Origin of the sequence: Streptomyces sp. NBC_00986, from assembly GCF_045162565.1 — a bacterium.
Classification (GTDB): domain Bacteria; phylum Actinomycetota; class Actinomycetes; order Streptomycetales; family Streptomycetaceae; genus Streptomyces.
On the sequence record NZ_CP108733.1, the window covers coordinates 7,774,919 to 7,799,543 of the forward strand.

The following is a 24,625-nucleotide window of genomic DNA, read 5'->3' on the forward strand; positions in this document are numbered from 1 at the left end:
GCCCGCGCCCCGGACGGCGGCACCGCGCAACGCGCGAGCCGCGGACGTCACCGGCATCCCTGCCGGACCAGGCGCGGCGCCCGGGAGCCTGACGGGAGAAACGCCCGCATGCTCGAACCGACCGAACCCGCAGAGGGTTCCGAACTGAACACCCCGAGCGACACGCTGCCGCCGCGCCGTAGGCGCCGCGCCGCGTCTCGCCCAGCGGGACCGCCGACCGGCGCCGAGGGCGCGGTCGAGAACAGCGCTCCGGCCATACCGGCCGAGGTGAGCGAAGCAGAAGAGAAGAGCGGGGCCGACGAGAGCGTCGATGCGCCCGCTGCCGTAGAGGCACCGGCTGCCGTAGAGACGCCTGTGGCGGACGAGGCGGCGCCTGCCGGGCGTCCTCGTCGGCGTGCCACCCGGCGGGTGTCCGCGCCCGCCGGTACGCCCGAGGCGAGCGAGGTGCCCGAGGCGGCCGAGATCGTGGTGCCGGCCGTTGCCGCCGCCGCGCCTGCCGCCGTTGAGGAGGACCCGGCGCCTGCCGTGTCCGACGAGGATGCCGCTCCGCGCCGCAGCCGCCGTCGGGCCACGCGCCGGGTGACCGCGCCCGAGACCGTTGCCCCGGCTGCCGTGGCCGAGCCGGTGGAGGAGCCCGAGGCCGCGCCTGTCGCCGCCGAGGCGCCCGCCGCCGTGGCCGTCGTGGAGGAAGAGGCTGCCGCGCCCGCCGGGCGTACGCGCCGGCGTGCCACCCGGAAGGTGTCCGCACCCACCGGTGCGCCCGAGGCCGCCGAGAGCGTTGAAGCCATCGCAGTGACCGAAGAAGTGACCGAAGGTTCCGCGGCTGCCGCGTCCGATGAGGATGCCGGGCCGCGTCGGAGCCGTCGTCGCGCCACGCGCCGTGTGTCCGCGCCTGCCGGGACGCCCGTGGGCGAGGAGGCCCCTGTGAACGACGAGAACACTGCGGAGACGAACACCCCTGCCGAGGCTCCCGCCGAGGACTCCGGACCGCGTCGCCGGCGCCGGGCCGTGCGGACCGCCGCCGGAGGGTTCTCCGCGCCCGCGCCCAAGAACGGGAACAGCGCCGAGGAGGAGGACGGACCGCGTCGGCCGAGGCGGCCCGCGGTGGCCGTGTTCCAGGCGCCCGTCTTCACCGAGCCGATGTTCCAGACCCCGGAGCGGGCCGCCGCTGCCGCGGCCGCCGAGGCCGTGGAGGACGACGAGGAAGAGGTCGTCGTCGTAGCGGAGCTCGTCGTGGCCGAGGTCGTCGAGGAGGAGACCGGCGGGCGTCGCCGGCGTCGTCGTCGCGGTGCCGCCTTCGAGGCCGAGCCCGAGCCCGAGGCGCCCGCCGTCGTCGAGGCCGTCGTCGTGGAGGAGGAGCCCGAAGAGGCCGACGAGGCCGAGGACTCCGCCGACGGTGACGAGGCCGAGGAGACCGGTTCGCGCCGCCGCCGTCGGCGTGGTGGCCGGCGTCGTCGCCGTGGCGAGTCCGCCACCGGTGAGGACGACGGCGACGACAGCGAGGAGTACGCCGCCGAGCAGGTAGCGCAGGACTCCGAGGACACCGCCGAGCAGGTCGAGGAGGACGCCGAGGAGGCGGACGACGACCAGGGCGGTTCAGGGTCGAGCAGCAGCCGTCGCCGGCGCCGTCGGCGTCGTCGCGCCGGTGACTCGGGCGGCGAGAGCGAGTCGCCCGCGTCGTCGGACGACCCCGAGCGCACCGTCGTCAAGGTCCGCGAGCCGCGCGCCAAGAAGGACGAGCACCCCAGCGACGAGGTGCAGTCCATCAAGGGCTCGACGCGTCTCGAGGCCAAGAAGCAGCGCCGCCGGGAAGGCCGCGAGCAGGGGCGTCGGCGCGTCCCGATCATCACCGAGGCGGAGTTCCTGGCCCGCCGCGAGGCCGTCGAGCGCGTGATGGTCGTCCGGCAGAGCGGTGAGCGCACACAGATCGGCGTCCTGGAGGACGGCGTGCTCGTCGAGCACTACGTCAACAAGGAGCAGTCGACCTCGTACGTCGGCAACGTCTACCTGGGCAAGGTCCAGAACGTGCTGCCCTCCATGGAGGCCGCGTTCATCGACATCGGCAAGGGGCGCAACGCCGTCCTGTACGCCGGTGAGGTCAACTTCGAGGCGCTCGGCATGGCCAACGGGCCGCGCCGCATCGAGTCCGCCCTCAAGTCCGGCCAGTCGGTCCTCGTGCAGGTCACCAAGGACCCGATCGGGCACAAGGGCGCGCGTCTGACCAGCCAGGTCTCCCTGCCGGGGCGCTACCTCGTGTACGTCCCCGAGGGCTCCATGACCGGCATCAGCCGCAAGCTGCCCGACACCGAGCGGGCCCGGCTGAAGACCATCCTCAAGAAGATCGTCCCCGAGGACGCGGGCGTCATCGTGCGCACCGCCGCCGAGGGCGCGAGCGAGGACGAGCTGCGCCGTGACGTCGAGCGGCTCCAGGCGCAGTGGGAGGACATCCAGAAGAAGGCGAAGAGCGGCGGCGGCTCGAACGCGCCGACCCTGCTCTACGGAGAGCCGGACATGACCGTCCGCGTCGTGCGCGACATCTTCAACGAGGACTTCACCAAGGTCATCGTCAGCGGTGACGAGGCGTGGGACACCATCCACGGCTACGTCGCGCACGTCGCCCCCGACCTCGCCGACCGGCTCTCCCGCTGGACCTCCGAGGTCGACGTCTTCGCGACGTACCGCATCGACGAGCAGCTGATGAAGGCGCTGGACCGCAAGGTCTGGCTGCCCAGCGGCGGTTCGCTGGTCATCGACAAGACCGAAGCGATGATCGTGATCGACGTCAACACCGGCAAGTTCACCGGTCAGGGCGGCAACCTCGAAGAGACCGTGACCAGGAACAACCTGGAGGCGGCCGAGGAGATCGTGCGCCAGCTGCGGCTGCGCGACCTGGGCGGCATCGTCGTCATCGACTTCATCGACATGGTCCTGGAGTCCAACCGGGACCTGGTCCTGCGGCGCCTGCTCGAATGCCTGGGCCGCGACCGTACGAAGCACCAGGTCGCCGAGGTCACCTCGCTGGGCCTGGTCCAGATGACCCGCAAGCGCGTCGGACAGGGCCTCCTTGAGTCCTTCTCCGAGACCTGCGTCCACTGCAACGGCCGCGGTGTCATCGTGCACATGGAGCAGCCGACCTCGGTCGGTGGCGGCGGCAAGCGCAAGCGGCGCGGGCGCGGTGGTGACGGGAACGGGCAGGACGTCCACGACACGCACGAGCACGACCACGAGCACGATGTGGCCGACGACGAGGTCGAGACCGAGGCCGAGGTGGCCGCCGAGGTCGCCACGCCGGTGCCCTTCGCCGAGCCCGAGTTCCGGCCCGACGAGGACCTGTACAGCAGCGCCGCCGAGGCGGAGGCCGCGGCCACCCGTGGTGGGCGTTCGCGGCGCCGGACGAGCCGGCGGGCGTCGGCTCCGGCCGGTGCGCCGAGGGGCGAGCGGCAGTCGCGCGAGGTGCGTGAGGAGGCCGAGCCGGCCGCCGTCGTGCAGGCCGAGCCCGTTGCCGTGGAGGACCCGGTCGTCGAGGCTCCGGTCGCTGTCGAAGCGCCTGTGGTCGACGAGGCTCCGGTGGTCGACGATGCGGCGCCCAAGGGGCGTACGCGCCGTCGTGCGACCCGTAAGGCGACCGCACCCGCCGGTTCGCCGGCCGGGTCCGAGGAGGCCGCCGTGGTGACGGTCACCGAGGCCGCTCCGGTGGTCGTCGAGACGCCGGTTCCTGCTGCGGCTCCGGTCGAGCAGGCCGAGGCGCCCGTCGAGAGCGCGGCTCCGGCCCGCCCCCGGCGTCGTGCCGTGCGCAAGGCGACCGCGCCCACCGCGTCCGAGGAGGCGGCCGTGACGGTCGTACCGTCGGCCGTGGTGGAGGAAGCGCCGGTCGCCGAGGTCGAGGCGGACGCTCCGGCCAAGAAGACGGCTGCTCGCAAGGCCGCCAAGAAGGCTCCGGCGAAGAAGGCGGTCGCCAAGAAGACGGCGGCCACCAAGACCGCGGCCAAGAAGACGGCCGCCAAGAAGACGACGGCCAAGAAGGCCGCCAAGACCACGTCGAAGAAGACCGCGGCGGCGGAGCAGACGAACCCGTCCTCCGTCACCGCCTCCACCGACGAGGGCTGAACCCCGGGCGGGTGCGGCTGGTCCATGTGACCAGTCGCACTCCCCACCGGGCCCGGTTTGACCCGTTCGGCTGCGGCCCCGTAACCTTGACTGTCGGCGTGTCCACTGGTGACACGCCACATCCCCGTAAACCTCTTCCTCCCGGGCGTGTTCCGCCGGGAGAGGCCGTCTGCTCCGCAGGGCGGCTGGACTGCGGGGGTGCCGTCCCTGAGCTAGAGAGTGAGATCAGCGTGTACGCCATCGTGCGCAGCGGTGGTCGCCAGCACAAGGTTGCTGTCGGCGACATCGTTGAGGTTGACAAGATTTCCACTGCCAAGGTTGGCGACACGGTCGAGCTCTCGACCCTGCTCGTTGTCGACGGCGACGCTGTGACCAGCGACCCGTGGGTACTGGCCGGCATCAAGGTCCAGGCCGAGATCGTGGACCACCACAAGGGCGTCAAGATCGACATCCTTCGGTACAAGAACAAGACCGGTTACCGCCGTCGTCAGGGCCACCGCCAGCAGTACACGGCGATCAAGGTCACTGAGATCCCCGCGGCTGCGAAGTAAGGGACTGAGGAGAGATGGCACACAAGAAGGGCGCATCGTCCACCCGGAACGGTCGCGACTCCAATGCCCAGCGGCTCGGCGTGAAGCGCTTCGGCGGTCAGGTCGTCAACGCTGGTGAGATCCTGGTCCGCCAGCGCGGTACCCACTTCCACCCCGGTTCGGGCGTCGGCCGTGGCGGCGACGACACGCTGTTCGCGCTGAACGCCGGTGCGGTGGAGTTCGGTACGCACCGTGGCCGCAAGGTCGTGAACATCGTTCCGGTCGCCTGAGGCACCTGAACGGAAGCTTTCGCGAGGCGGACCTCACTTCCCGTACGGGAAGCGGGTCCGCCTTTCGCGTGTTTCTACTGGTAGGGCAACACCTGGCTGACAGCACCTGGCTGTAGCCACAAGACTTTCTTGTACGTAACTGGAGGCACATCCCATGACCACCTTCGTGGACCGCGTCGAGCTGCATGTCGCCGCGGGTAACGGAGGCCACGGCTGTGCCTCCGTCCACCGTGAGAAGTTCAAGCCGCTCGGCGGCCCGGACGGCGGCAACGGCGGAAGGGGTGGGGATGTCATCCTCATCGTCGACCAGTCCGTGACCACGCTGCTCGACTACCACCACTCCCCGCACCGCAAGGCCACCAACGGCAAGCCCGGTGAGGGCGGCAACCGCTCCGGCAAGGACGGTACGGACCTGGTCCTGCCGGTGCCGGACGGCACGGTCGTGCTCGACGGCGCGGGCAATGTGCTCGCCGACCTGGTCGGCCACGGCACGTCGTACATCGCCGCGCAGGGTGGCCGGGGCGGCCTCGGCAACGCGGCGCTGGCCTCGGCCCGCCGCAAGGCCCCGGGTTTCGCGCTCCTCGGCGTCCCCGGTGGCCTCCAGGACATCGTCCTGGAGCTCAAGACGGTCGCCGACGTGGCCCTGGTCGGCTACCCGAGCGCCGGCAAGTCCTCGCTGATCTCCGTGCTGAGCGCGGCCAAGCCGAAGATCGCCGACTACCCGTTCACGACGCTGGTCCCGAACCTCGGCGTGGTGACGGCCGGCGACACGGTCTACACGATCGCCGACGTGCCCGGTCTGATCCCGGGTGCGAGCCAGGGCAAGGGCCTCGGCCTGGAGTTCCTGCGCCACGTGGAGCGCTGCAGCGTGCTGGTGCACGTCCTGGACACGGCGACGCTGGAGTCCGAGCGCGACCCGATCTCCGATCTCGACACGATCGAGGAGGAGCTGAAGCAGTACGGCGGCCTCGACCGGCGTCCGCGCATGGTCGTCCTGAACAAGATCGACGTACCGGACGGCAAGGACCTGGCCGAGATGGTGCGGCCCGACCTGGAGGCGCGCGGCTACCGCGTCTTCGAGGTGTCGGCGGTAGCGCACACGGGACTCCGCGAGCTCTCCTTCGGGCTCGCCGAGGTGATCGCCGCGGCGCGTGCGGCCAAGCCGCAGGAGGAGGCGACCCGGATCGTCATCCGCCCGAAGGCGGTCGACGACAGCGGCTTCACGGTCGTACAGGAGGAGGACGGCCTCTTCCGCGTGCGCGGCGAGAAGCCCGAACGCTGGGTCCGCCAGACCGACTTCAGCAATGACGAGGCCGTCGGCTACCTCGCCGACCGCCTCAACCGCCTCGGCGTGGAGCAGTCCCTGATGAAGGCGGGCGCCCGCTCCGGCGACGGCGTCGCGATCGGCCCCGAGGACAACGCGGTCGTCTTCGACTGGGAGCCGACGGTGATGGCCGGCGCGGAGATGCTCGGCCGCCGCGGCGAGGACCACCGCTTCGAGGCCCCGCGCCCGGCGGCACAGCGCCGCCGCGACAACCAGGCGGAGCGGGACGAGGCGACCCAGGAGTTCAACGACTTCAAGCCGTTCTGATCGACCCGGCCGGCGCCTCCTGCGCGCCGGTGATCGTCCGTCAGGCGTGAAGATCATTCGCCGCCGTGACCAAAGTGGCTGAGACCCGTTGCTCTCGGAGTAACGGGTCTCTTGCTGTGCGCTCATTTGTCATGGACGCGATACTTACTGTTCAACGGGCGGGACTCCGCGCACTGTGAGGCTTCCAAGTGACCCAAGAGGCCAACGTCGCAAGGGAGTTCACCGATGACCGGAGCCGTATCACCCGATCGACGACGTTTTCTCGCGGCCGGTGCGGCGGTGCTCGGGGCCGCCGCTTCCGCTCAGCTCTGGCTGCCCACCTCCGCCCAGGCTGCCGAAACGCCGTTGCCCGACGGGGTGTTCAGCCTCGGTATCTCCTCCGGGGACCCGCTGCCCGACGGCATCGTGCTGTGGACGCGGCTCGCCCCGGACCCGCTCAACGGGGGTGGAATGCCTGATCGGGTAGTTCCCGTGGAGTGGGAAATCGCCGAGGACGCGCGGTTCAGAAAGACCCTGCGCCGCGGGATTGCCCCCGCCCGGCCCGAGTACGGGCACAGCGTTCACGTGGATGTACGGGGGCTGCGGCCCGGCCGTGACTACTGGTACCGCTTCCGCGTCAGCGGGCAGATCTCCGCCACCGGCCGCACCCGCACCGCGCCCCACGCGAACAGCTCCGGCGGCCGGCTCCGCGTCGCGCTCGCCTCCTGCCAGAACTGGCAGAACGGCTACTTCACGCCGTACGCCGACATGCTGGCCCAGGACCCCGACTTCGTGCTCTTCGTCGGCGACTACATCTACGAGTCGGCACCGGCGGCCGGGGGAGCTCGTCGGCACGAGGGGACCGGGGAGCCGTACAGCCTGGTGCAGTACCGCAATCGGTACGCGCAGTACCGCACCGACCCGGATCTGCTGGCCATGCACGCCAACACCCCCTGGGTCGTGACCTTCGACGACCACGAGGTCGACAACGACTGGGCGGGAGAGGTCCCGCAGGACCCCGACAAGCAGTCGCACGACGCGTTCGTCGCGCGGCTGACCGCGGCCTTCCAGGCGTACTACGAGCACATGCCGGTGCGCGCGACCGCCGTACCGAACGGGCCGCACATCCAGATGTACCGGCGGCTCGAGTTCGGCCGGCTGATGCGGCTCAACGTCCTCGACACCCGGCAGTTCCGCAGCGACCAGGCGACCACCCAGGCCGGCGCCGAGGACCCGTCGATGACGATGATGGGCGCCGAGCAGAAGGCGTGGCTGCTGCACGGGCTGCGGCACTCGCCCGCCCGCTGGAACGTCATCGCCTCGCAGATCATGATGGCCGAGACGGACATCCTGCTCGGCGCGGGCAAGCAGTGGTTCTACGACGCCTGGGACGGCTACCAGGTCGAACGCAACGCCCTGCTGGAGGACTTCAAGTCCGTCCGCAACCCCGTGGTCCTCAGCGGCGACCGGCACCTCACGATGATCAGCGATCTGAAGGAGGACTTCACCGATCCGGACTCCGACGTCGTCGGCGCCGAGTTCGTGGGGACGTCCATCTCCAGCAACGGAGACCAGGACCAGGCCGCCTTCCACGCCCAGTGGGACCCGCTGATGGCGGACAACCCGCACTGGAAGGTGATCGACGCCCACCGCGGCTACCACCTGTTCGACATCCGCAAGGACGGCATCGACGCGAAGGTGAGGGTCGTGGACACCGTGCTCAAGCCCGCGGCGACACCGAGCACGTACGCCTCGCTCCGGGTGGAGGCGGGCCGACCCGGGGTGGAAAAAGTGTGACACTTTTCGTGAAAGTGTCACACTTTTTGGAAACATGACCCCTGTGTGACCGGAGCCTGGGACTCATCTGCGTCCCAGGCTCCTCTCAGGGCAAACTCAGGAACAACTCTTACCGTCCGTTAACCATGGAGACGGATTGTATTAAGGAAGCGCTGCCCGTCGGGACCCGGCTGCTGCACATCGGCCCGCACAAGACCGGGACCACCGCCATCCAGGGCGCGCTCTTCGCCGCGAAGGACACGATGCCCGAGCACGGCGTCGACTTCCCCGCGCACAGCAGGCACCCGATGGAAGCGGCCCTCGCCGCCTGCGCACGGCCCGCGATGATGGGCGACACAGTGCCCACCGACAAACACTGGACGCGCCTCCTCGACGCCGTGCGCGCCACCGGCGACCGCACCTCGGTGATCAGCAGCGAGTTCTTCGCCGACGCCCAGGACGACGAGACCCTGGCCAGGATCGTGGAACAGCTCGGCGGCGAGCGCGTGCACATCCTGATCACCCTGCGCCCGCTGGCGCGGATCATGCCCTCGCAGTGGCAGCAGTACGTGCAGAACGGCCTGCGCATGGGCTACGACAACTGGCTGGAGCACATGCTCCGCAAGGCGCCGTACGAGCAGCCCAACCCCAGCTTCTGGCGGCGGCACCGGCACGACCGGCTGGTCGAGCGCTGGGCCCGGGTCGTCGGTCCCGAGCGCGTCACCGTCGTCGTGGTCGACGACAGCGACCGGGACGGACTGTTGCGCACCTTCGAGACGCTGCTCGGCTTGCCCGCGAATCTCCTGCAACCGGTTCCGGACGCGGCCAACCGTTCTCTTACCCTCGCCGAGACCGAAATGCTGCGGAAGCTCAACGTGGAATTCCGCGGCAATGGACTCCCCGACGAGCTGTATTCCAAGCTCGTGCGCAACGGCGCGGTCATGCATATGAAGAATGCGTGCAGCCCGACCCCGCAGGACGTGAAGATCACCACGCCCCAGTGGGCGGTCGAGGCCGCGGGTGCGATCGGCGCCGAGATGGCCGGGACGATCGCCGCCACGGGCGTACGGGTCGTAGGGGACACGGCACTGCTGTCGGCCGTACCCGAGGCCGCGTCGGGGGGCGCGGGGAAGGCGGCCGGGGTGCCGCGGATCGCGCCCGAAGTGGCCGCGCAGGCGCTCTACGGGGCGCTCGCGGCGGCCGCGTCGGCGCCCGTGCGGCACAGTGCGCCGGCGAAGGCGCGGACGGTTCACCAGACGTCGTCGAAGGAACTCGTGCGTGTTCTCGGACACCGTTGTCTGAAGAAGCTCCGTCGCCGCTGAACGCGTCATCACCCGGTTACCAGCAGTGCAAGATGAATGACAGGTGTCGCGCACCTATGCGGTGGAGGTCACTCGCCTTGCACTGCGGTAACCGCGAGTGGGACCATTTGCGAGTTCCCCCGTTGTCCCGAGGTAGGTCAAGGTCACCTGTGTCGCACATAGCCAAGCCCCGCACCACCGCAGTGATCCTGGCCGGCGGTACCGGCCAGCGGGTGGGTCTCTCGATCCCCAAGCAGCTGCTGAAGATCGCCGGCAAGGCAGTCATCGAGCACACCCTGACCACCTTCGAGAACGCCGACTCGATCGACGACATCATCGTCCTGATGGCGCCGGGTTACGTCCCGGACATCGAGAAGATCGTCGCCAAGGCCGGCTTCCAGAAGGTCACCCGGATCATCGAGGGCGGCTCCACGCGCAACGAGACCACCGAGCGCGCCATCGCCGCGCTCGGTGAGGGCCTGGCCGAGGGCGAGGACCGCAACGTCCTCTTCCACGACGCCGTGCGCCCCCTGCTCTCGCGGCGCGTGATCGACGACTGTGTGATCGCCCTGGAGCGCTTCCAGGCCGTGGACGTGGCCATCCCGTCCGCCGACACCATCATCGTGACCCGCACCCACGGCGACGACGGCGAGTTCATCACCGAGATCCCGGACCGCTCCCGGCTGCGCCGCGGCCAGACGCCCCAGGCGTTCAAGCTGTCCACGATCCGCCGCGCCTACGAGGTCGCCGCCGGTGACCCCAACTTCCAGGCCACGGACGACTGTTCGGTCGTGCTCAAGTACCTGCCGGACGTGCCGATCCACGTCGTCGCGGGCGACGAGTACAACATGAAGGTCACCCAGCCCGTCGACGTCTTCATCGCCGACAAGCTCTTCCAGCTCGCCTCCACGGCCGCGCCCGAGCAGGTCGACGAGGCCGCCTACCGCGAGCTGCTCACCGGCAAGACGCTGGTCGTCTTCGGCGGTTCGTACGGCATCGGCAAGGACATCGCCGAGGTCGCCGAGGGCTACGGCGCCACGGTGTACGCGCTGGGCCGGTCGACCACCGGCACGCACGTCGAGAACCCCGAGGAGGTCGACGACGCGCTGTCCAAGGCGTACGGCGAGACCGGGCGCATCGACTACGTCATCAACACCGCGGGCGTGCTGCGCATCGGCAAGCTGGCCGAGACGGACAACGCGACGATCGAGGAAGCGCTGAAGGTCAACTACCTGGCGCCCGTGCAGATCGCCCGTTCCGCGTACAAGTACCTGGCCGAGACCAAGGGCCAGCTGCTGCTCTACACGTCCAGCAGCTACACGCGCGGCCGTGCCGAGTACAGCCTCTACTCCTCGACCAAGGCCGCCATGGTCAACCTCACGCAGGCCCTGTCGGACGAGTGGGCCGGCGACGGCATCCGCGTGAACTGCATCAACCCGGAGCGCACCGCCACCCCGATGCGCACCAAGGCCTTCGGCCAGGAGCCCACCGGCACGCTGCTGTCCTCCGAGGCCGTGGCCCGTACCTCGCTCGACGTACTGCTGTCCGAGCTGACCGGCCATGTCATCGACGTCCGCCAGCAGGACCCGACGGCCGGCGCGGCCAGGGCCTCCGGCTTCGAGGCCGCCCTCGCCTCGGTCCTGGACGTCCAGGACGGCGTTTAATCAAGCCTGACTCTGAGCTCCGGTAAATTACTCGAAACCCCCAAGAGCAGGTTTATCAGTGATTTCCACCGCTATTCGCGTGGCCCGGGTGGGCAGCGCGGCTGAGCTGGCCGCCGCCGTCCTCATGGTGCTGGGATACCCGGCCCTCATGGTGGCCGCCCTCATCCCGAGCGTCCCCGCCTTCGCCGCCGCGGCCGTCGTGACGTACGTCGCGGACCACTACCTCCACCGCCAGGCCAGCTACCTGATCAATCGCCTCAGCAAGGTCAGAGCGGGCCTCTCCATCCGCTTCCTGATCCGCCAGCTGCTGCTGATCCTGCTGCTGGCCCGCATGGACCTCTCCGACCACCTGATCTTCTACGGCGCGATCGCCTGTTTCATCGCCTTCTACGGCCTCCAGGCCCCGCACGGCGCGGTCGTCACGCTGATCCGCAACCGCCGCCGGATGCCGGTCGCCACCCGCAACGTCGACCTCGGCTCCCGCATCCACATCCCGGACGCCCCGAAGTTCGGCCTGCTGGAGCGCTCCGCCGAGAAGATGCTCCACCTCGACCTGTTCGCCGTCGTCGGCCTGCTGATCTCCGCCCAGCTGGACTCGGCCGTCGCCGCCTTCGTCGGTATCGGCGTCACCCTGTTCCTGGGCACCCTCTACGTCGCCGCGCTGCTGCCGTACATAAGGGGTACGAAGATCCCGCCGACGCCCGAGGTCATCCTCGCGGCCGTCGACGACTGGCTGCACGAGTACAAGCCGCAGACGGTGCTCTGCTTCTCCGGCTCCAAGGACTCGGCGTACCAGGTCAACATGTGGCTGGAGACCATGGAGCAGCTGGACACCCGGCCGCTGGTCCTGCTCCGCGAGCGCGTCATACTGCAGAACCTCGCCCCCACCAAGGCCCCCGTCATCTGCGTGCCCGGCGGTGTGCACCTGATGAACATGGACCTGTCGAGCGTGCGCGTCGCGCTGTACGCGGCCAACGTCGGCAAGAACATCCACCTGCTGCGCGTCCCCACCATGAAGCACGTCTTCATCGGCCACGGCGACAGCGACAAGCTGGCCAGCGTCAACCCCTTCAGCAAGGTCTACGACGAGGTGTGGACCGCCGGCCGCGCGGGCCGCGACCGCTACGCCATCGCCGACGTCGGTGTCCGCGACGACGACATCGTCGAGGTCGGCCGCCCCCAACTCGCCCCGATCCAGACCTGGCAGGGCGTCCCCGAGGGCCGTATCCCGACCGTGCTCTACGCGCCGACCTGGGAGGGCTGGGACAACGACCCCGGCAACACCTCCCTCCTGCTGGCCGGCGAGAACATCGTGAAGAAGCTGCTCAAGGCCGACCCGCCGGTCCGCGTCCTGTACAAGCCGCACCCCTTCACCGGCACGGTCAGCCCCGCGGCCGGCTCCGCGCACCGCAAGGTCACGGCGCTGGTCGAGAAGGCCGCCATCGAGCGCGCGAGCGACCCGCGCTTCCAGGCCGACGCGACCGCCCGGACCAAGGCCAAGGCCGACCTGGCCCGCATCGAGGCCCGGATCAGCGAACTCTCCGGCGGCCCCGCCGACAAGGGTGACGAGGCCGAGCTGACCCGCGACGGCGTGGTCGACCTGGCCAAGTACGAGGAGATCGCCCGGCTGCGCGCCGAGTGGAACGACGCGTACTGGACCTCCGTCGGCACCTTCGAGCACCGGGTCATCTCGGGCGCCGAGCCGCGCCTGTACGATTGCTTCAACGTGTCCGACGCGATGGTCTCCGACATCTCCAGCGTGGTCTCCGACTTCATCGCGAGCGGCAAGCCGTACGCGGTGACGGACTCGGCGAAGCTGGGCGTGGAGGAGTTCAAGCGGCAGAACACGGCGGTGCGCGCGGCCGTGATCCTCTCCAACAAGGCGTCGGAACTGGGCGAGTTGCTCGCGGCGGTCCGCACCCCGGACGCCGACCCGATGGCCGAGGACCGCAAGGAACTCAAGGAGTACCTGCTCGGTCCCGACGAGCCCACGTCCATCGAGCAGTTCAACACCGCGGTGGAGAACCTCGCGCTCAAGTCCGAGACGCGGAACGTCGGCCAGGAGCGGGCGGCGGCGAGCGGTGAGGCGGCGAGTCCGCCTTCACCCGAGGCGCATCTGTCGGCGGACCCCACGGTCGGCTGACCTGCACGAGTCAGAACTTGGTCAAGAAGAGCCCGGTTTTTGGGGAGTGATCCTCGAAAACCGGGCTCTTTTGCGTATCCCCTGCTGACGGAGGACAACCGATCCACTCGGTCGGCCGTCTTGTAGATGGCGGTTCAATGGACAAAGGGGGGGCGCGTGACCGTGACGCAGCCTGATGTGACCGTGGTCGTCGGGGCGTACGAGGCGATGCCGTACCTGGTCGAGTGCCTGCGCTCGGTCGAGGCGCAGACGCTGGACGCGGCCCGCATCGAGGTCATCGCCGTGGATGACGGTTCGACGGACGGCACGGGGGAGTACCTGGAGGAGTTCGCGGCCCGCGCCGCGACCCACGTCACGGTGATCCACCAGGCGAACTCCGGCGGCCCCAGCTCCCCGCGCAACGTCGGCCTCGGCAAGGCGAGCGGGCGCTACGTCTTCTTCCTCGACGCCGACGACCGGCTCGCCCCGGAGGCGCTGGAGCGCATGGTCGCGATGGCCGACCGCAACGGCACCGACGTGGTGCTCGGCAAGGTCGAGGGCATCAACAGGGTCCCGCCCAAGGCGGCTTGGGTCGAGACGCTGGAGCGCACCGACGTCTTCCACTCCAACATCAAGTTCACGCTGAGCGCCCAGAAGCTGTTCCGGCGGGCGCTGTTGGAGCGGCACAGCATGCGGTTCGACGAGTCGCTGTTCACCGGCGAGGACGCGCTGTTCACGATGGAGGCGTATCTCCGGGCCGACGGCGTCTCCGTGATCGCCGACCACACCTGCTACTACCTGGTGGGCCGGGACGACGGCAAACACGTGACGAAGAGCGGGAGTTACACCCTCCGCTTCGACTCCGCGCGCGCCCTGATGAACCTCATCGCGGAGATGGTCCCGCCGGGCGTGGAACGCGACAAGCTGATGGTCCGGCCGTTCCTGGTCACCCTGTTGCCGCAGTTCGGCCCGAAGTACGTGGGGGACAGCGAGCGGGTACGGCGCCACAAGTTCGAGTTGGCCAAGCCGTTGATGGCGGCGCACTGGACCCCCGAGGTGGCCCTCCGCCTCAAGGTCAACGAACGGCTGCGCCTGCACCTGGTTGCCGAGGAACGCCCCGAACTCCTCCTGGACGTGGTCGAGTTCATCAAGTCGAAGAAGCGTCCTGACGCAGTCCTGGAGAGGGGCGGCCGGCGTGTGTACCTGGCGTATCCCCACTTCCGCTCCGCGTCGGCCGGGCTCCCTGACTCCCTTTACTTGGCGGAACCCCGGGAGGCGCGTGGGGTGGAGGGGTACCGGGAGGGGGCGGTTCTCCTCCGCCGGGTGATGAGGAAAGCGCGTCGGATGTTGAGGGCGGGTCGGTAGTCGGTCGGGTGCAGCCCGGTGGGGCTGGTCGCGCAGTTCCCCGCGCCCCTAAAAAGACCCGGGCCGACCTGCGTCTTCAGGTCGCGTCCACGCGGCGGAGCCGCAAATCGATACAGTCCCGGGCCCCTAAAAGACCCGGGCCGACCTGCGTCTTCAGGTCGCGCCCACGCGGCGGAGCCGCAAATCGATACAGTCCCGGGCCCCTAAAAGACCCGGCCCGACCTGCGTTCTCAGGTCGCGCCGACGCGGCGGAGCCGCAAAAGACACCGGTCGGCCCGAGTTTTTAAGGGGCGCGGGGAACTGCGCGACCAGCCACGACGCGCCCGCACCCGGAACTCGACCCGTCTGTCCGCGACCTGGACCAACGTGCACAGGGCAACCCGGTTCGCGTAGATTGCCACCCCGACCTACCCGAGGGGACCGCGCACGTGGCAGGGGCAAGGCAGGCCGTGACCGAGGCCCGCAGGATCGTCGTCAAGGTGGGTTCCTCCTCGCTGACCACCGCGGCCGGCGGCCTGGACGCCGACCGGGTCGACGCACTCGTCGACGTCCTCGCCAAGAGCCGCAGCGGTGGAGAGAAAGAGGTCGTCCTCGTCTCCTCCGGCGCCATCGCCGCCGGACTCGCCCCGCTGGGCCTGCGCCGCCGCCCCAAGGACCTGGCCCGCCAGCAGGCCGCCGCCAGCGTCGGCCAGGGCCTCCTCGTCGCCCGGTACACCGCCTCCTTCGCCCGCTACGGCATCCGCGTCGGCCAAGTGCTGCTCACCTCCGACGACATGAGCCGCCGCTCGCACCACCGCAACGCATCCCGCACCCTCGACAAACTCCTCGCCATGGGCGCCCTCCCGATCGTCAACGAGAACGACACCGTCGCCACGGACGAGATCCGCTTCGGCGACAACGACCGGCTCGCCGCCCTCGTCGCCCACCTCGTCCACGCCGACCTGCTGGTCCTGCTCTCGGACATCGACGGCGTCTACGACGGCGACCCGAGCAAGCCGGGCACCTCGCGGATAGCGGAAGTCCGGGGGCCGCAGGACCTCGCGCACGTCGAGATCGGCAGCGCGGGCAAGGCCGGTCTCGGCACCGGCGGCATGGTCACGAAGGTCGAGGCCGCGCGGATCGCCGCCGCCGCGGGCATCCCCGTCGTACTGACCAGCGCGGTCCACGCGGCCGACGCGCTCACCGGCGGCGACACGGGAACGTACTTCCACGCCACCGGGAAGCGGTCCGCCGACCGGCTGCTCTGGCTGCAGCACGCGTCCACGCCCCAGGGCTCGTTGACGCTCGACGACGGTGCCGTGCGCGCGGTCGTCCAGCGCCGGATGTCACTCCTGCCGGCCGGAATCGCCGCCGTCGAGGGCGAGTTCAGCGCGGGCGACCCCGTCGAACTCCGGGACGGCGAAGGGCTCGCGGTGGCGCGGGGTCTCGTCAACTTCGACGCCAAGGAGATCCCCCAGCTGATCGGCCGCTCCACCAGGGAACTGGCGCGGGAGCTGGGACCGTCGTACGAGAGGGAAGTCGTACACAGGGACGACCTGGTGATCCTGCACCCGTAAAACAACCGAAACGTCCGCCTCCCCGCGGTGGACCTTCCGTAAAAGCGCCACGCGGACGCCTCCGGCCTGCTCAACTTTGTCTCGGGGACAAATTCCGCGCGAGCACCGCAGCTCGACCATTGCGTAAGGAGGCCGTCGTGAGACGAGTGCGCCCTGGGGCGGCGGCGTCCCGCGGTGGTACCACCTCCCGCGCGCCCGGCGAGGAACGCACGCTGACGAGCGTCGCGGCCGGCGCCCGGTACGAGGGCGAGGAACCCAAGGACCTGCCCCGGCTGTGGCATGTCACCCTCAGCGTCTCCGGCGGCGAGGCCCCGCTGAAGGAGGTGCGGCGCGGTCTGGAACAGCTCGCCCACGACCACCCCTTTCTGCTGACCAGCCGCTACGCCAACGACCACGCGGAGATCCGCTACTGGGAAGAGGCCCGCGACCTGCACGACGCGGCCGCCGTGGCGCTGCGCCTGTGGGGCGAGCACCGCCAGACCGCGAAGCTGCCGCCGTGGGAGATCGTCGGCCTGGAGGTCATCGACCGCGAGACCTACCACCAGCGCATCTCCGAGGGGTACGGCCCGCTGCCCGCGACCCCGGTCGGCGTCCATCCGTTCTGACGTCTGGTTTGAGCCGTCTTCGGGGCCTTCCGTGCCTGTCTCGCGGTTTGGGATAGCCGGTGGACGCCCTCGCAGGGCGCACTACCCTTCCCTCATGACCACGCTCTCGCCGTACGACTCCCTGTCCCCGGTCACGCAGGCCGCGTACCGCGCCAAGTCCGCCGCCGCAGACCTCGCGCCGCTGCCGCGCGCCGAGAAGGACGACGCGCTGCTCGCCATCGCGGACGCGCTGGAGGTCCGTACGAGCGAGATCGTCGAGGCCAACGCCAAGGACATCGCCAAGGCCCGCGCCGCCGGCACCAGCGAGACGGTCATCGACCGGCTGACGCTCACGCCCGAGCGCGTACGGGCCATCGCCTCGGACGTACGGGACGTCGTCGCGCTGCCCGACCCGGTCGGTGAGGTCGTCCGCGGCTCGACCCTCCCGAACGGCATCGACCTGCGCCAGGTCCGCGTCCCCCTCGGCGTCGTCGGCATCATCTACGAGGCCCGCCCGAACGTGACCGTGGACGCGGCCGCGCTCTGCCTCAAGTCCGGCAACGCGGTGCTGTTGCGCGGCTCGGCCTCCGCGTACGAATCCAACACCGCCCTCGTGCGCGTCATCCGCGACGCCGTCGGCGGCGCCGGACTGCCCGCCGACGCCGTGCAGTTGGTGCCCGGCGAGAACCGCGAGAGCGTCCGCGAGCTGATGCGCGCCCGGGGTCTCGTCGACGTGCTGATCCCCCGCGGCGGCGCCTCCCTGATCCAGACCGTCGTCAGCGAGTCGACCGTCCCCGTGATCGAGACCGGCGTCGGCAACTGCCACGTCTATGTCGACGCGGACGCCGACCTCGACATGGCGATCGACATCCTGATCAACTCCAAGGCCCAGCGGCCCAGCGTCTGCAACGCCGCCGAGACCCTCCTCGTCCACCAGGACATCGCCCCCGAGTTCCTGCCGCGCGCCCTGGACGCCCTCGCCGAGGCCGGCGTCACCGTCCACGCCGACGAGCGCGTCCTCGCCTACGCCAAGGACTCGGAGGCCACGGTCGTCGAGGCCACGCCGGAGGACTGGGACACCGAGTACCTCTCCTACGACATCGCCGCAGCTGTCGTCGACTCGCTCGACAAGGCCGTCCAGCACATCCGGCTGTGGAGCTCCGGCCACACCGAGGCGATCGTCACCAGCTCCCAGCAGGCCGCCCGCCGCTTCACCCAGCTGGTCGACTCCACCACCGTCGCCGTGAACGCCTCCACGCGCTTCACGGACGGCAGTCAGTTCGGCTTCGGCGCGGAGATCGGCATCTCCACCCAGAAGCTGCACGCACGGGGCCCGATGGGCCTGCCGGAGCTGACGAGCACCAAGTACATCGTCACGGGCGACGGGCACATCCGTCGCTGAGAGCCCGCCGTTCGGCATATGCGGTGGGCATAACGCCTCGTCGGGGGAGAGTCGTCTCAGTCAACGGATGAATTTCCCTACCGTCTGCCCAAATTGACCCCCCAGGTCTACTCTGGAGAGGTGCCGGAGGACGTGGGGGGCAGGCCGTTTCCCGACGGCTGGGAGCCCGACGACGACCACGACCGCGGAATGTCGGACGAAGAGTTCGCATCCGTGGTCTTCGACGAGGCCTTCATACGGGCGGCCGTAGTACACGAACCGACCGCCGTCGAGCGCCTCCTTGCCGCCGCGCAGGCGAGAGCGGAGGCCTCCGAGGCCGAAGCCCGCCGCGCGCAGCACGGCAGACGCGGACGAGGCGACGACGATCCGTTCGAGGACGCCTACGGACGCGAATTCGGCCATGATCCGGAACTCGACGACCTGGACGACGCCGATCTCGTCGAGGGCCGCTACGGCGCCCCGGGGACCTACGGCAAACAGGTCCGCTGGCACCGCCCCGTCGCCTGGCTGCTCGCCCTCGTGATGGGCATCGGCATGGTCGCCCTGGCTTTCTCGGCGGTCTACCGCGGCGCGTCCTCGGGCGGCAGGGACCGCGTCCCGCCCCCGGCCTCCACCGGTGTGGAACAGGGCACGGCGGCGGCGCCCTCCGCTTCCGCCGACAACTCCCAGCCACCGCTGTCCGCCGTACCGCGCACGCCCTGAGCGAGCTGTGACGGGCTCGGTGAGAACCTGTCAGAACTTGTCGTGTAGCAGGGCGTTTACCTGAGGCTCCGGAGACCTACTCTGAAAGTATGGGCGGTCCAGGAGACCCACCCGAGGGGATGCCCGAGGGCGCTCCCGGTGGTGGTGAGGACGAGTACCGATCCGTCGTCTTCGACGAGTCGTTCGTCCGCGCTGCCCGCCTCCAGGAGTTCTCCGCGCAGGAGCGCCTGGCCGACCACGCCCCCGCCGTCCGCCGCCGCCCGGCCCTGCGCCGCGGTCTCTCCCGCCAGGCCCTGATCCTGGTCATGCTGATCGCCGTCGCCTTCGGCACCGCGATCTACATGGGCGTACGGCACCCCTACACCACCCCCACGGCCCAGCAGCCCGTCGAACCACTGCGGATGACCGTCATCCCGCTGTCCCCCCAGGGCGCGGTGCCGGGGGCGGCCGACGCCGAGGACCTCTACGCGCACAGCCCCGCCGCGCAGTTCGGCGTCGGCGCCGAGGGCGTACCGCTGCCGGCCGCGCGGCGCACCACGCACTTCTCGGACAGCCAGGTCATCGCCGCCCTGAGCACCGCCAAGGACTACATCGTGGAGTCCTCGCTCTACCCGGCGGTCCTCACCGGCGGACAGATCCGCCCCGCGCGCGTCCTCGTCGACCCGGACCAACTCGACCAGTTCGACCAGAGTTTCGAGCACCCGACCGCCGACGGCCGGCACGAACCCACCGGATGGCTGGTTCGTTTCGACCCGTCACGGGTCCAGCTGGCCGACCGCAAGATCCGCGTCCAGGGCACCCTGGAGGCCACCGAGACCGACTCGTCCACCCTCGAAGTCACCGCCGACGGAACCTTCGTCTACGCGCTGCGGCCCACCGGCACGACGGCCTCGGCCGGCTCCGGCGACAAGGCAGCCCAGGTGTCCCTGTTCACCGTCCGCCGCGAACTGCACTTCCGCTTCGACCGCGACGACCTGCGCATGCACCAGGCCCAGCTCGTCGTCTCCTACGTCCAGGCCGGGCCCTTGTCCTGCGCCGAGGACTCCGTGACGTATCTACGCCCCCTGCTCGCCGGCCAGACCGCCAAGGCGGGCGGCCCGGCCGGCACGGACCCGTACGCGACGGGCAGCGCGACGGCGCTGTGCGGGACGCTGGCGACGAGCGCGCAGCCGAAGGTGTGAGTTTCCTGAATTTCCGTGCGGGTGGCCGGGCCCAGCAGGGGGTTTTGTCGCTGTTGCCGCCTAGGCAGAGGAGGCCGCCGTCGCCCGCAGCCGTCGAGGTCGCAGAGGTCGCCGTGCCTGACGCCGTACGTGAGCGAGGCCGGCCCCGTCGCGGTCGCGAGGCCGGCCCCGTCCGGAAGGCTCTGCCGGTCCTCAGTCGCGCGGCGGTGTGTCGTCCGTCGGCGGCTGCTCCGTGCCGTTGGCCGAGTCCGACGGCGGTCCGTCCTGCGGGGTGGAGCTCGCGAAGCCGCCGAAGCCGCGCCGCACCCGGCCGCCGAGGTCGCCCGCGCCGCCGGCGAAGTCGCTGACCAGCTTCATCAGCGGGTCCTTGGAGTTCTTGACGTTGCTCGCGTAGCTCGCCGCCGACTCGCGGAACGAGTCCGTGACCGAGGTGTCCTTGTCCTCGCTGCGCCGCGGGTAGTGCCCGTCCATGATTCGCTGGTAGTCGCGGGACTCGGCCCACTTCTTCAGCTCGGCCGCCCGCACGGTGGTGAACGGGTGGGAGCGGGGCAGCACGTTCAGGATCTTCAGCACCGAGTCGCGCAGGTCGCCACCCGACTCGAACTCCTCGGCCTGCTTGAGGAAGGCGTCCACGTTCATCTCGTGCAGATGGTTGCCGCCCGCGATCTTCATCAGGCCGCGCATCGAGGCCCGCAGGTCCTGGCCGACCAGCAGACCCGCGCGGTCGGCGGACAGCTCCGACTTGCGGAACCACTCGCGCAGCGCCGTCACGATCGCCAGGATCGCGAGGTTGCCCAGCGGGATCCAGGCGACCTTCAGGGCCAGGTTGGTCAGGAACAGCAGGATCGTGCGGTACACGGAGTGACCGGACAGCGCGTGGCCCACCTCGTGGCCGACGACGGCCCGCATCTCCTCCTCGTCGAGCAGCTCGACGAGGCCGGTGGTGACGACGATGATCGGCTCGTCCAGGCCGATGCACATCGCGTTGGGCTGCGGGTCCTGGGTGACGTACATCGGCGGGACCTTCTCCAGGTCCAGGATGTAACAGGCGTCCCGCAGCATGTCGTTGAGGTGCGCGAACTGCTGGTCCGACACGCGCACCGAGTCGGACAGGAACAGCAGCCGCAGACTGCGCTCTGGAAGCAGCCCGCTCAGCGCCTTGAACACCGTGTCGAACCCGGTCAGCTTGCGCAGCGCCACCAGGGCGGAGCGGTCGGCCGGGTGCTCGTAAGCACGCGAGGAGATCCCGGGGAAGCGCCTGCGCTGCCTGCTCGGCACGTTCTCGTGCCCGTTCTCCTCGTGGCCGTCTTCGGACATGTGGTTCCCCCAAGTGCGTGTGTGTGCCCTGAGTGCCCCCGAAGCAGAGCCCAGCCTAGGCGGAGATACCGTGGACGGGCAGTACAGCGAAGGAGTCAACGCATGGAGCCCCATTCCGCAGCCGCCTGGCTCGCAGAGGCCGCGAACGCCGCCCCCCGGCAAGGATCGGGGGACCTGCTCAAGGTCGTACTGATCGTCATGTTCTTCGGCTGCATCCTGACCGCGTGGTTCCTGCTGCGCGGGTACAAACAGAAGGACGACTGAGACGCCCGTCGAGTTCCCTGCCGCGTCCAGGTCGGTCGCCCATCGGGTTCCGGTCGGCTGCCCGTCGGCTTCCAATGGCGGAGTCGGCGTGATCGTCGCCGGGGTGCCCGCTTACCATGGGCCGACATCTTTATCCCGCCCACACCGGATAGGTTCTGCTGAAGATGAGCATCCACGGCACTGCTGCCCAGTTGGTCACTCTTGCCGCCGAGGGGGAGGGCGGGGGCAACCACGAGAGCCTCCAGCCGATCATCACCGGTGGCGGCGCGTTCATCGTCCTGATGCTCCTGCTGTGGATCACCACCCGCTTCAACCGCGACCGCTAGGGTCTGTCCGTTCTGTCCGCCGGACGGGTCTCGGGGCCTTCACACCGGGCCGGTAGGGTCTGCACGCATGGGAGAGCAGGACATGCCTACCGGTCCGGCGAACGACACGACGCGCGGCACGGAGATCCGAATGGCGAACGGCCCGCGCAACAACGGCCCGTCGAACCCCGGCAAGCGCCGTCTCGGCGTCATGGGCGGAACGTTCGATCCGATCCACCACGGGCACCTCGTGGCGGCCAGCGAGGTCGCCGCGCAGTTCCACCTGGACGAGGTGATCTTCGTCCCGACCGGCCAGCCGTGGCAGAAGACCGACCGCAAGGTCGCCCTGGCCGAGGACCGCTACCTGATGACGGTCATCGCGACCGCCGAGAACCCCCAGTTCTCGGTGAGCCGTATCGACATCGACCGCGGCGGACCCACCTACACCACGGACACCCTGCGTGACCTGCGCGCGATCAACCCCGACGCGGATCTCTTCTTCATCACCGGCGCCGACGCCCTCGGCGCGATCCTGACCTGGCGGGACGCGGAGGAGCTGTTCTCCCTCGCGCACTTCATCGGGGTCACCCGCCCCGGCCACACGCTGACCGACCCGGGCCTCCCGGAGGGCGGCGTCTCGCTGATCGAGGTTCCCGCGCTGGCCATCTCCTCAACAGACTGCCGTGCGAGAGTCGCGAAGGGAGACCCCGTCTGGTACCTGGTGCCCGACGGAGTCGTGCGCTACATCGACAAGCGCGAGCTGTACCGCGGCGAGTGAGCCGAGAGGGGCACCGGTGAACGACCGATACGACGCCGGGTACGGCGGCGACCAGTACGAACTCGTCGGCTACGACGAGTACAACCAGCCTGTCTACCGTCAGGTCCCGGCCCAGCAGACCCAACAGCCCCCGCAGCAGCAGCCGTACGACCCGTACGGGCAGCAGCAACAGCAGGGCTACGCCTACGACCCGTACACGACCGGCACCCAGCAGCAGCCGCCCCCGTACGACACGGGTACCCAGCCGCAGACCCCGTCGTCCTACGACACCGGTTCTCAACAGGCCGCGGCCCCTTACGACATGGGTCGGCAGGCGCCCCAGTCCGGCTACGACCCGTACGCCACCGGGACGACTACGGCCTACGACCCCTACGGGCAGACCGCGAGCAGCGGACAGCAGCCCCGGGTCGCCGAGCAGACCGCCTACATCCCACAGCAGGGCGGCCCGGCCGAGGACACGGAAGCCCCGAAGGCCCCGGAGGCGGGTGAACGGGACTACCGCACCGAGCAGTTCGCCTTCGTGGAGGAGCCGACCGACGACTCCGAAGACGTCATCGACTGGCTGAACTTCACCGAGAACCGCACCGAGCGCCGCGAGGAGGCCAAGCGCCGCGCCCGCGGCCGCATGGTCGCCCTCGTCGTGGTCCTCGCCCTGGTCGCATCCGGCGGTGTCGGCTACCTCTGGTACGCCGGGAAGCTCCCCGGAGTGTCCTCGTCATCCTCGAAGTCGGCCACCACGACGGCCGCGGGCGCCCAGAACCGCGACGTGATCGTCGTCCACCTGCACAACACCTCGAAGGGCGGCACCTCTTCGGTGCTGCTCGTCGACAACACCACCCTGAAGCAGGGCACCACCGTGCTGCTGCCCAACTCCCTCGCCCTCACGGACGACGACGGCAACACGACGACCCTGGCCAAGTCGGTCGACGACGACGGCACCTCCGGGACCGTCGACCAGCTCAACACGGTCCTCGGCACCGACATCGAGGGCACCTGGCGGCTGGACACCCCCTACCTGCAGAACCTGGTCGACCTCGTCGGCAACATCGACCTCGACACCAACGCCGACGTGCCCGACCCGGACGCCACGAAGAAGAACGCCGCGCCCCTCGTCCACAAGGGCAAGGACCAGACCCTCAGCGGCAAGATGGCCGTCGCCTACGCCACCTACCGCGCCTCCGGCGAGGCCCAGAACGCCCAGCTGGAGCGGTTCGGCCAGGTCATGCAGGGCGTGCTGCGCCAGCTGACCTCCGACCCGACGGCGGCGACCACCACCGTGCAGACCCTGGCCCAGATCCTGGACCCGCCGCTCACCGACAAGGACCTCGGGACCTTCCTCGCGAAGCTCGCCGACCTCGCCAAGAGCGGCGACTACAAGACGGCCCTGCTGCCCGTCCAGAACGACGGCACCCTGACCGCGCAGGCCTCCGCCAGCGTCGTCAAGGACATCCTGGGCGGCACCGCGAAGAGCCCCGACGAGGGGTCGGCGGTCCGTGTCGCCGTCCAGAACGCCACCGGCGTCAAGGACGACACCGAGAAGGCCCGCGTCGTCCTCCTCAACGGCGGCTTCACCTTCCTGGAGGCCGGCACGGCGTCCGGGAGCTCGGCCACGTCCAAGATCACGTACTCCGACGCGGCCGACAAGGAGAACGCCACCGAGGTCGCCAAGACCCTGGGCCTGCCCACCAGCACCGTGACCAAGGGCACAGTCGCCGCGAACGCGGATGTCTCGGTGGTCCTCGGTACGGACTACAAGCCGTCGTCGGCGTCATGACGCCGTAGCCGTGTCGTCGTGACGGAGAGCATGCCCC

19 protein-coding genes are annotated in these 24,625 nt (G+C 69.9%); 18 read left to right on the top strand and 1 reads right to left on the bottom strand.

Annotated features, from left to right (window positions below):
- Positions 1 to 108: 108 nt before the first annotated feature.
- The 14 genes from OG504_RS34805 (at position 109) to OG504_RS34870 (ending at position 20,150) form a co-directional block, all read left to right on the top strand.
- Positions 109 to 4,107 carry an Rne/Rng family ribonuclease gene (locus tag OG504_RS34805; protein ID WP_405993348.1) on the top strand — a complete coding sequence of 1,333 codons (3,999 nt, stop codon included), beginning with the start codon at positions 109 to 111 and terminating at the stop codon, positions 4,105 to 4,107.
- Positions 4,108 to 4,337: 230 nt separating this feature from the next.
- Positions 4,338 to 4,658, top strand: coding sequence for a 50S ribosomal protein L21 (gene rplU, locus OG504_RS34810; protein WP_006374708.1), 321 nt, complete (start codon positions 4,338 to 4,340; stop codon positions 4,656 to 4,658).
- Between the two features lie 14 nt (positions 4,659 to 4,672).
- A complete protein-coding gene (gene rpmA / locus OG504_RS34815) occupies positions 4,673 to 4,927 on the top strand; it encodes a 50S ribosomal protein L27 (protein ID WP_019063244.1) in 255 nt (84 codons plus the stop codon).
- A gap of 154 nt (positions 4,928 to 5,081) precedes the next feature.
- Positions 5,082 to 6,518, top strand: coding sequence for a GTPase ObgE (obgE, locus tag OG504_RS34820; RefSeq protein WP_405993349.1), 1,437 nt, complete (start codon positions 5,082 to 5,084; stop codon positions 6,516 to 6,518).
- A 225-nt stretch (positions 6,519 to 6,743) separates the two neighbouring features.
- Positions 6,744 to 8,294: an alkaline phosphatase D family protein gene (locus tag OG504_RS34825; protein ID WP_405993350.1), complete on the top strand. Its 1,551-nt coding sequence runs from the start codon at positions 6,744 to 6,746 to the stop codon at positions 8,292 to 8,294.
- A gap of 125 nt (positions 8,295 to 8,419) precedes the next feature.
- Positions 8,420 to 9,595 carry a hypothetical protein gene (locus OG504_RS34830; RefSeq protein WP_405993351.1) on the top strand — a complete coding sequence of 392 codons (1,176 nt, stop codon included), beginning with the start codon at positions 8,420 to 8,422 and terminating at the stop codon, positions 9,593 to 9,595.
- A 149-nt stretch (positions 9,596 to 9,744) separates the two neighbouring features.
- Entirely contained in the window at positions 9,745 to 11,238 is a 1,494-nt protein-coding gene (locus OG504_RS34835; protein ID WP_405839946.1) for an SDR family NAD(P)-dependent oxidoreductase, read from the top strand.
- A gap of 58 nt (positions 11,239 to 11,296) precedes the next feature.
- Positions 11,297 to 13,381 carry a hypothetical protein gene (locus OG504_RS34840; RefSeq protein ID WP_405993352.1) on the top strand — a complete coding sequence of 695 codons (2,085 nt, stop codon included), beginning with the start codon at positions 11,297 to 11,299 and terminating at the stop codon, positions 13,379 to 13,381.
- 156 nt (positions 13,382 to 13,537) lie between these two features.
- Positions 13,538 to 14,725, top strand: coding sequence for a glycosyltransferase family 2 protein (locus tag OG504_RS34845; RefSeq protein WP_405993353.1), 1,188 nt, complete (start codon positions 13,538 to 13,540; stop codon positions 14,723 to 14,725).
- A gap of 449 nt (positions 14,726 to 15,174) precedes the next feature.
- Positions 15,175 to 16,281, top strand: coding sequence for a glutamate 5-kinase (gene proB, locus OG504_RS34850; RefSeq protein WP_405996513.1), 1,107 nt, complete (start codon positions 15,175 to 15,177; stop codon positions 16,279 to 16,281).
- Between the two features lie 146 nt (positions 16,282 to 16,427).
- Entirely contained in the window at positions 16,428 to 16,886 is a 459-nt protein-coding gene (locus tag OG504_RS34855) for a hypothetical protein (RefSeq protein WP_033285916.1), read from the top strand.
- 94 nt (positions 16,887 to 16,980) lie between these two features.
- The gene (locus OG504_RS34860; protein WP_033285917.1) at positions 16,981 to 18,267 is read left to right on the top strand and encodes a glutamate-5-semialdehyde dehydrogenase; all 1,287 of its coding nucleotides are present in this window, start codon (positions 16,981 to 16,983) and stop codon (positions 18,265 to 18,267) included.
- Positions 18,268 to 18,360: 93 nt separating this feature from the next.
- Positions 18,361 to 18,969 (top strand): hypothetical protein, encoded by a 609-nt coding sequence (locus OG504_RS34865; protein WP_318016291.1) that lies wholly within the window; start codon positions 18,361 to 18,363, stop codon positions 18,967 to 18,969.
- Positions 18,970 to 19,058: 89 nt separating this feature from the next.
- The gene (locus tag OG504_RS34870) at positions 19,059 to 20,150 is read left to right on the top strand and encodes a hypothetical protein (protein WP_405993354.1); all 1,092 of its coding nucleotides are present in this window, start codon (positions 19,059 to 19,061) and stop codon (positions 20,148 to 20,150) included.
- A 192-nt stretch (positions 20,151 to 20,342) separates the two neighbouring features.
- Here the strand turns inward: OG504_RS34870 and OG504_RS34875 are convergent, their stop codons facing one another.
- Positions 20,343 to 21,467, bottom strand: a complete 1,125-nt coding sequence (locus OG504_RS34875) for a M48 family metallopeptidase (RefSeq protein ID WP_405993355.1) — start codon at positions 21,465 to 21,467, stop codon at positions 20,343 to 20,345.
- A 102-nt stretch (positions 21,468 to 21,569) separates the two neighbouring features.
- Between OG504_RS34875 and OG504_RS34880 the strand changes: the two genes are divergently transcribed.
- The 4 genes from OG504_RS34880 to OG504_RS34895 all read left to right on the top strand — a co-directional run bounded on the left by OG504_RS34880 (position 21,570) and on the right by OG504_RS34895 (position 24,588).
- A complete protein-coding gene (locus tag OG504_RS34880) occupies positions 21,570 to 21,731 on the top strand; it encodes a hypothetical protein (RefSeq protein WP_327404136.1) in 162 nt (53 codons plus the stop codon).
- A gap of 164 nt (positions 21,732 to 21,895) precedes the next feature.
- Positions 21,896 to 22,057: a hypothetical protein gene (locus OG504_RS34885; RefSeq protein ID WP_033285922.1), complete on the top strand. Its 162-nt coding sequence runs from the start codon at positions 21,896 to 21,898 to the stop codon at positions 22,055 to 22,057.
- A gap of 67 nt (positions 22,058 to 22,124) precedes the next feature.
- Positions 22,125 to 22,814 carry a nicotinate-nucleotide adenylyltransferase gene (gene nadD, locus OG504_RS34890; protein ID WP_078652786.1) on the top strand — a complete coding sequence of 230 codons (690 nt, stop codon included), beginning with the start codon at positions 22,125 to 22,127 and terminating at the stop codon, positions 22,812 to 22,814.
- A gap of 16 nt (positions 22,815 to 22,830) precedes the next feature.
- A complete protein-coding gene (locus OG504_RS34895) occupies positions 22,831 to 24,588 on the top strand; it encodes an LCP family protein (protein ID WP_405993356.1) in 1,758 nt (585 codons plus the stop codon).
- The last annotated feature ends 37 nt before the right edge of the window (positions 24,589 to 24,625 follow it).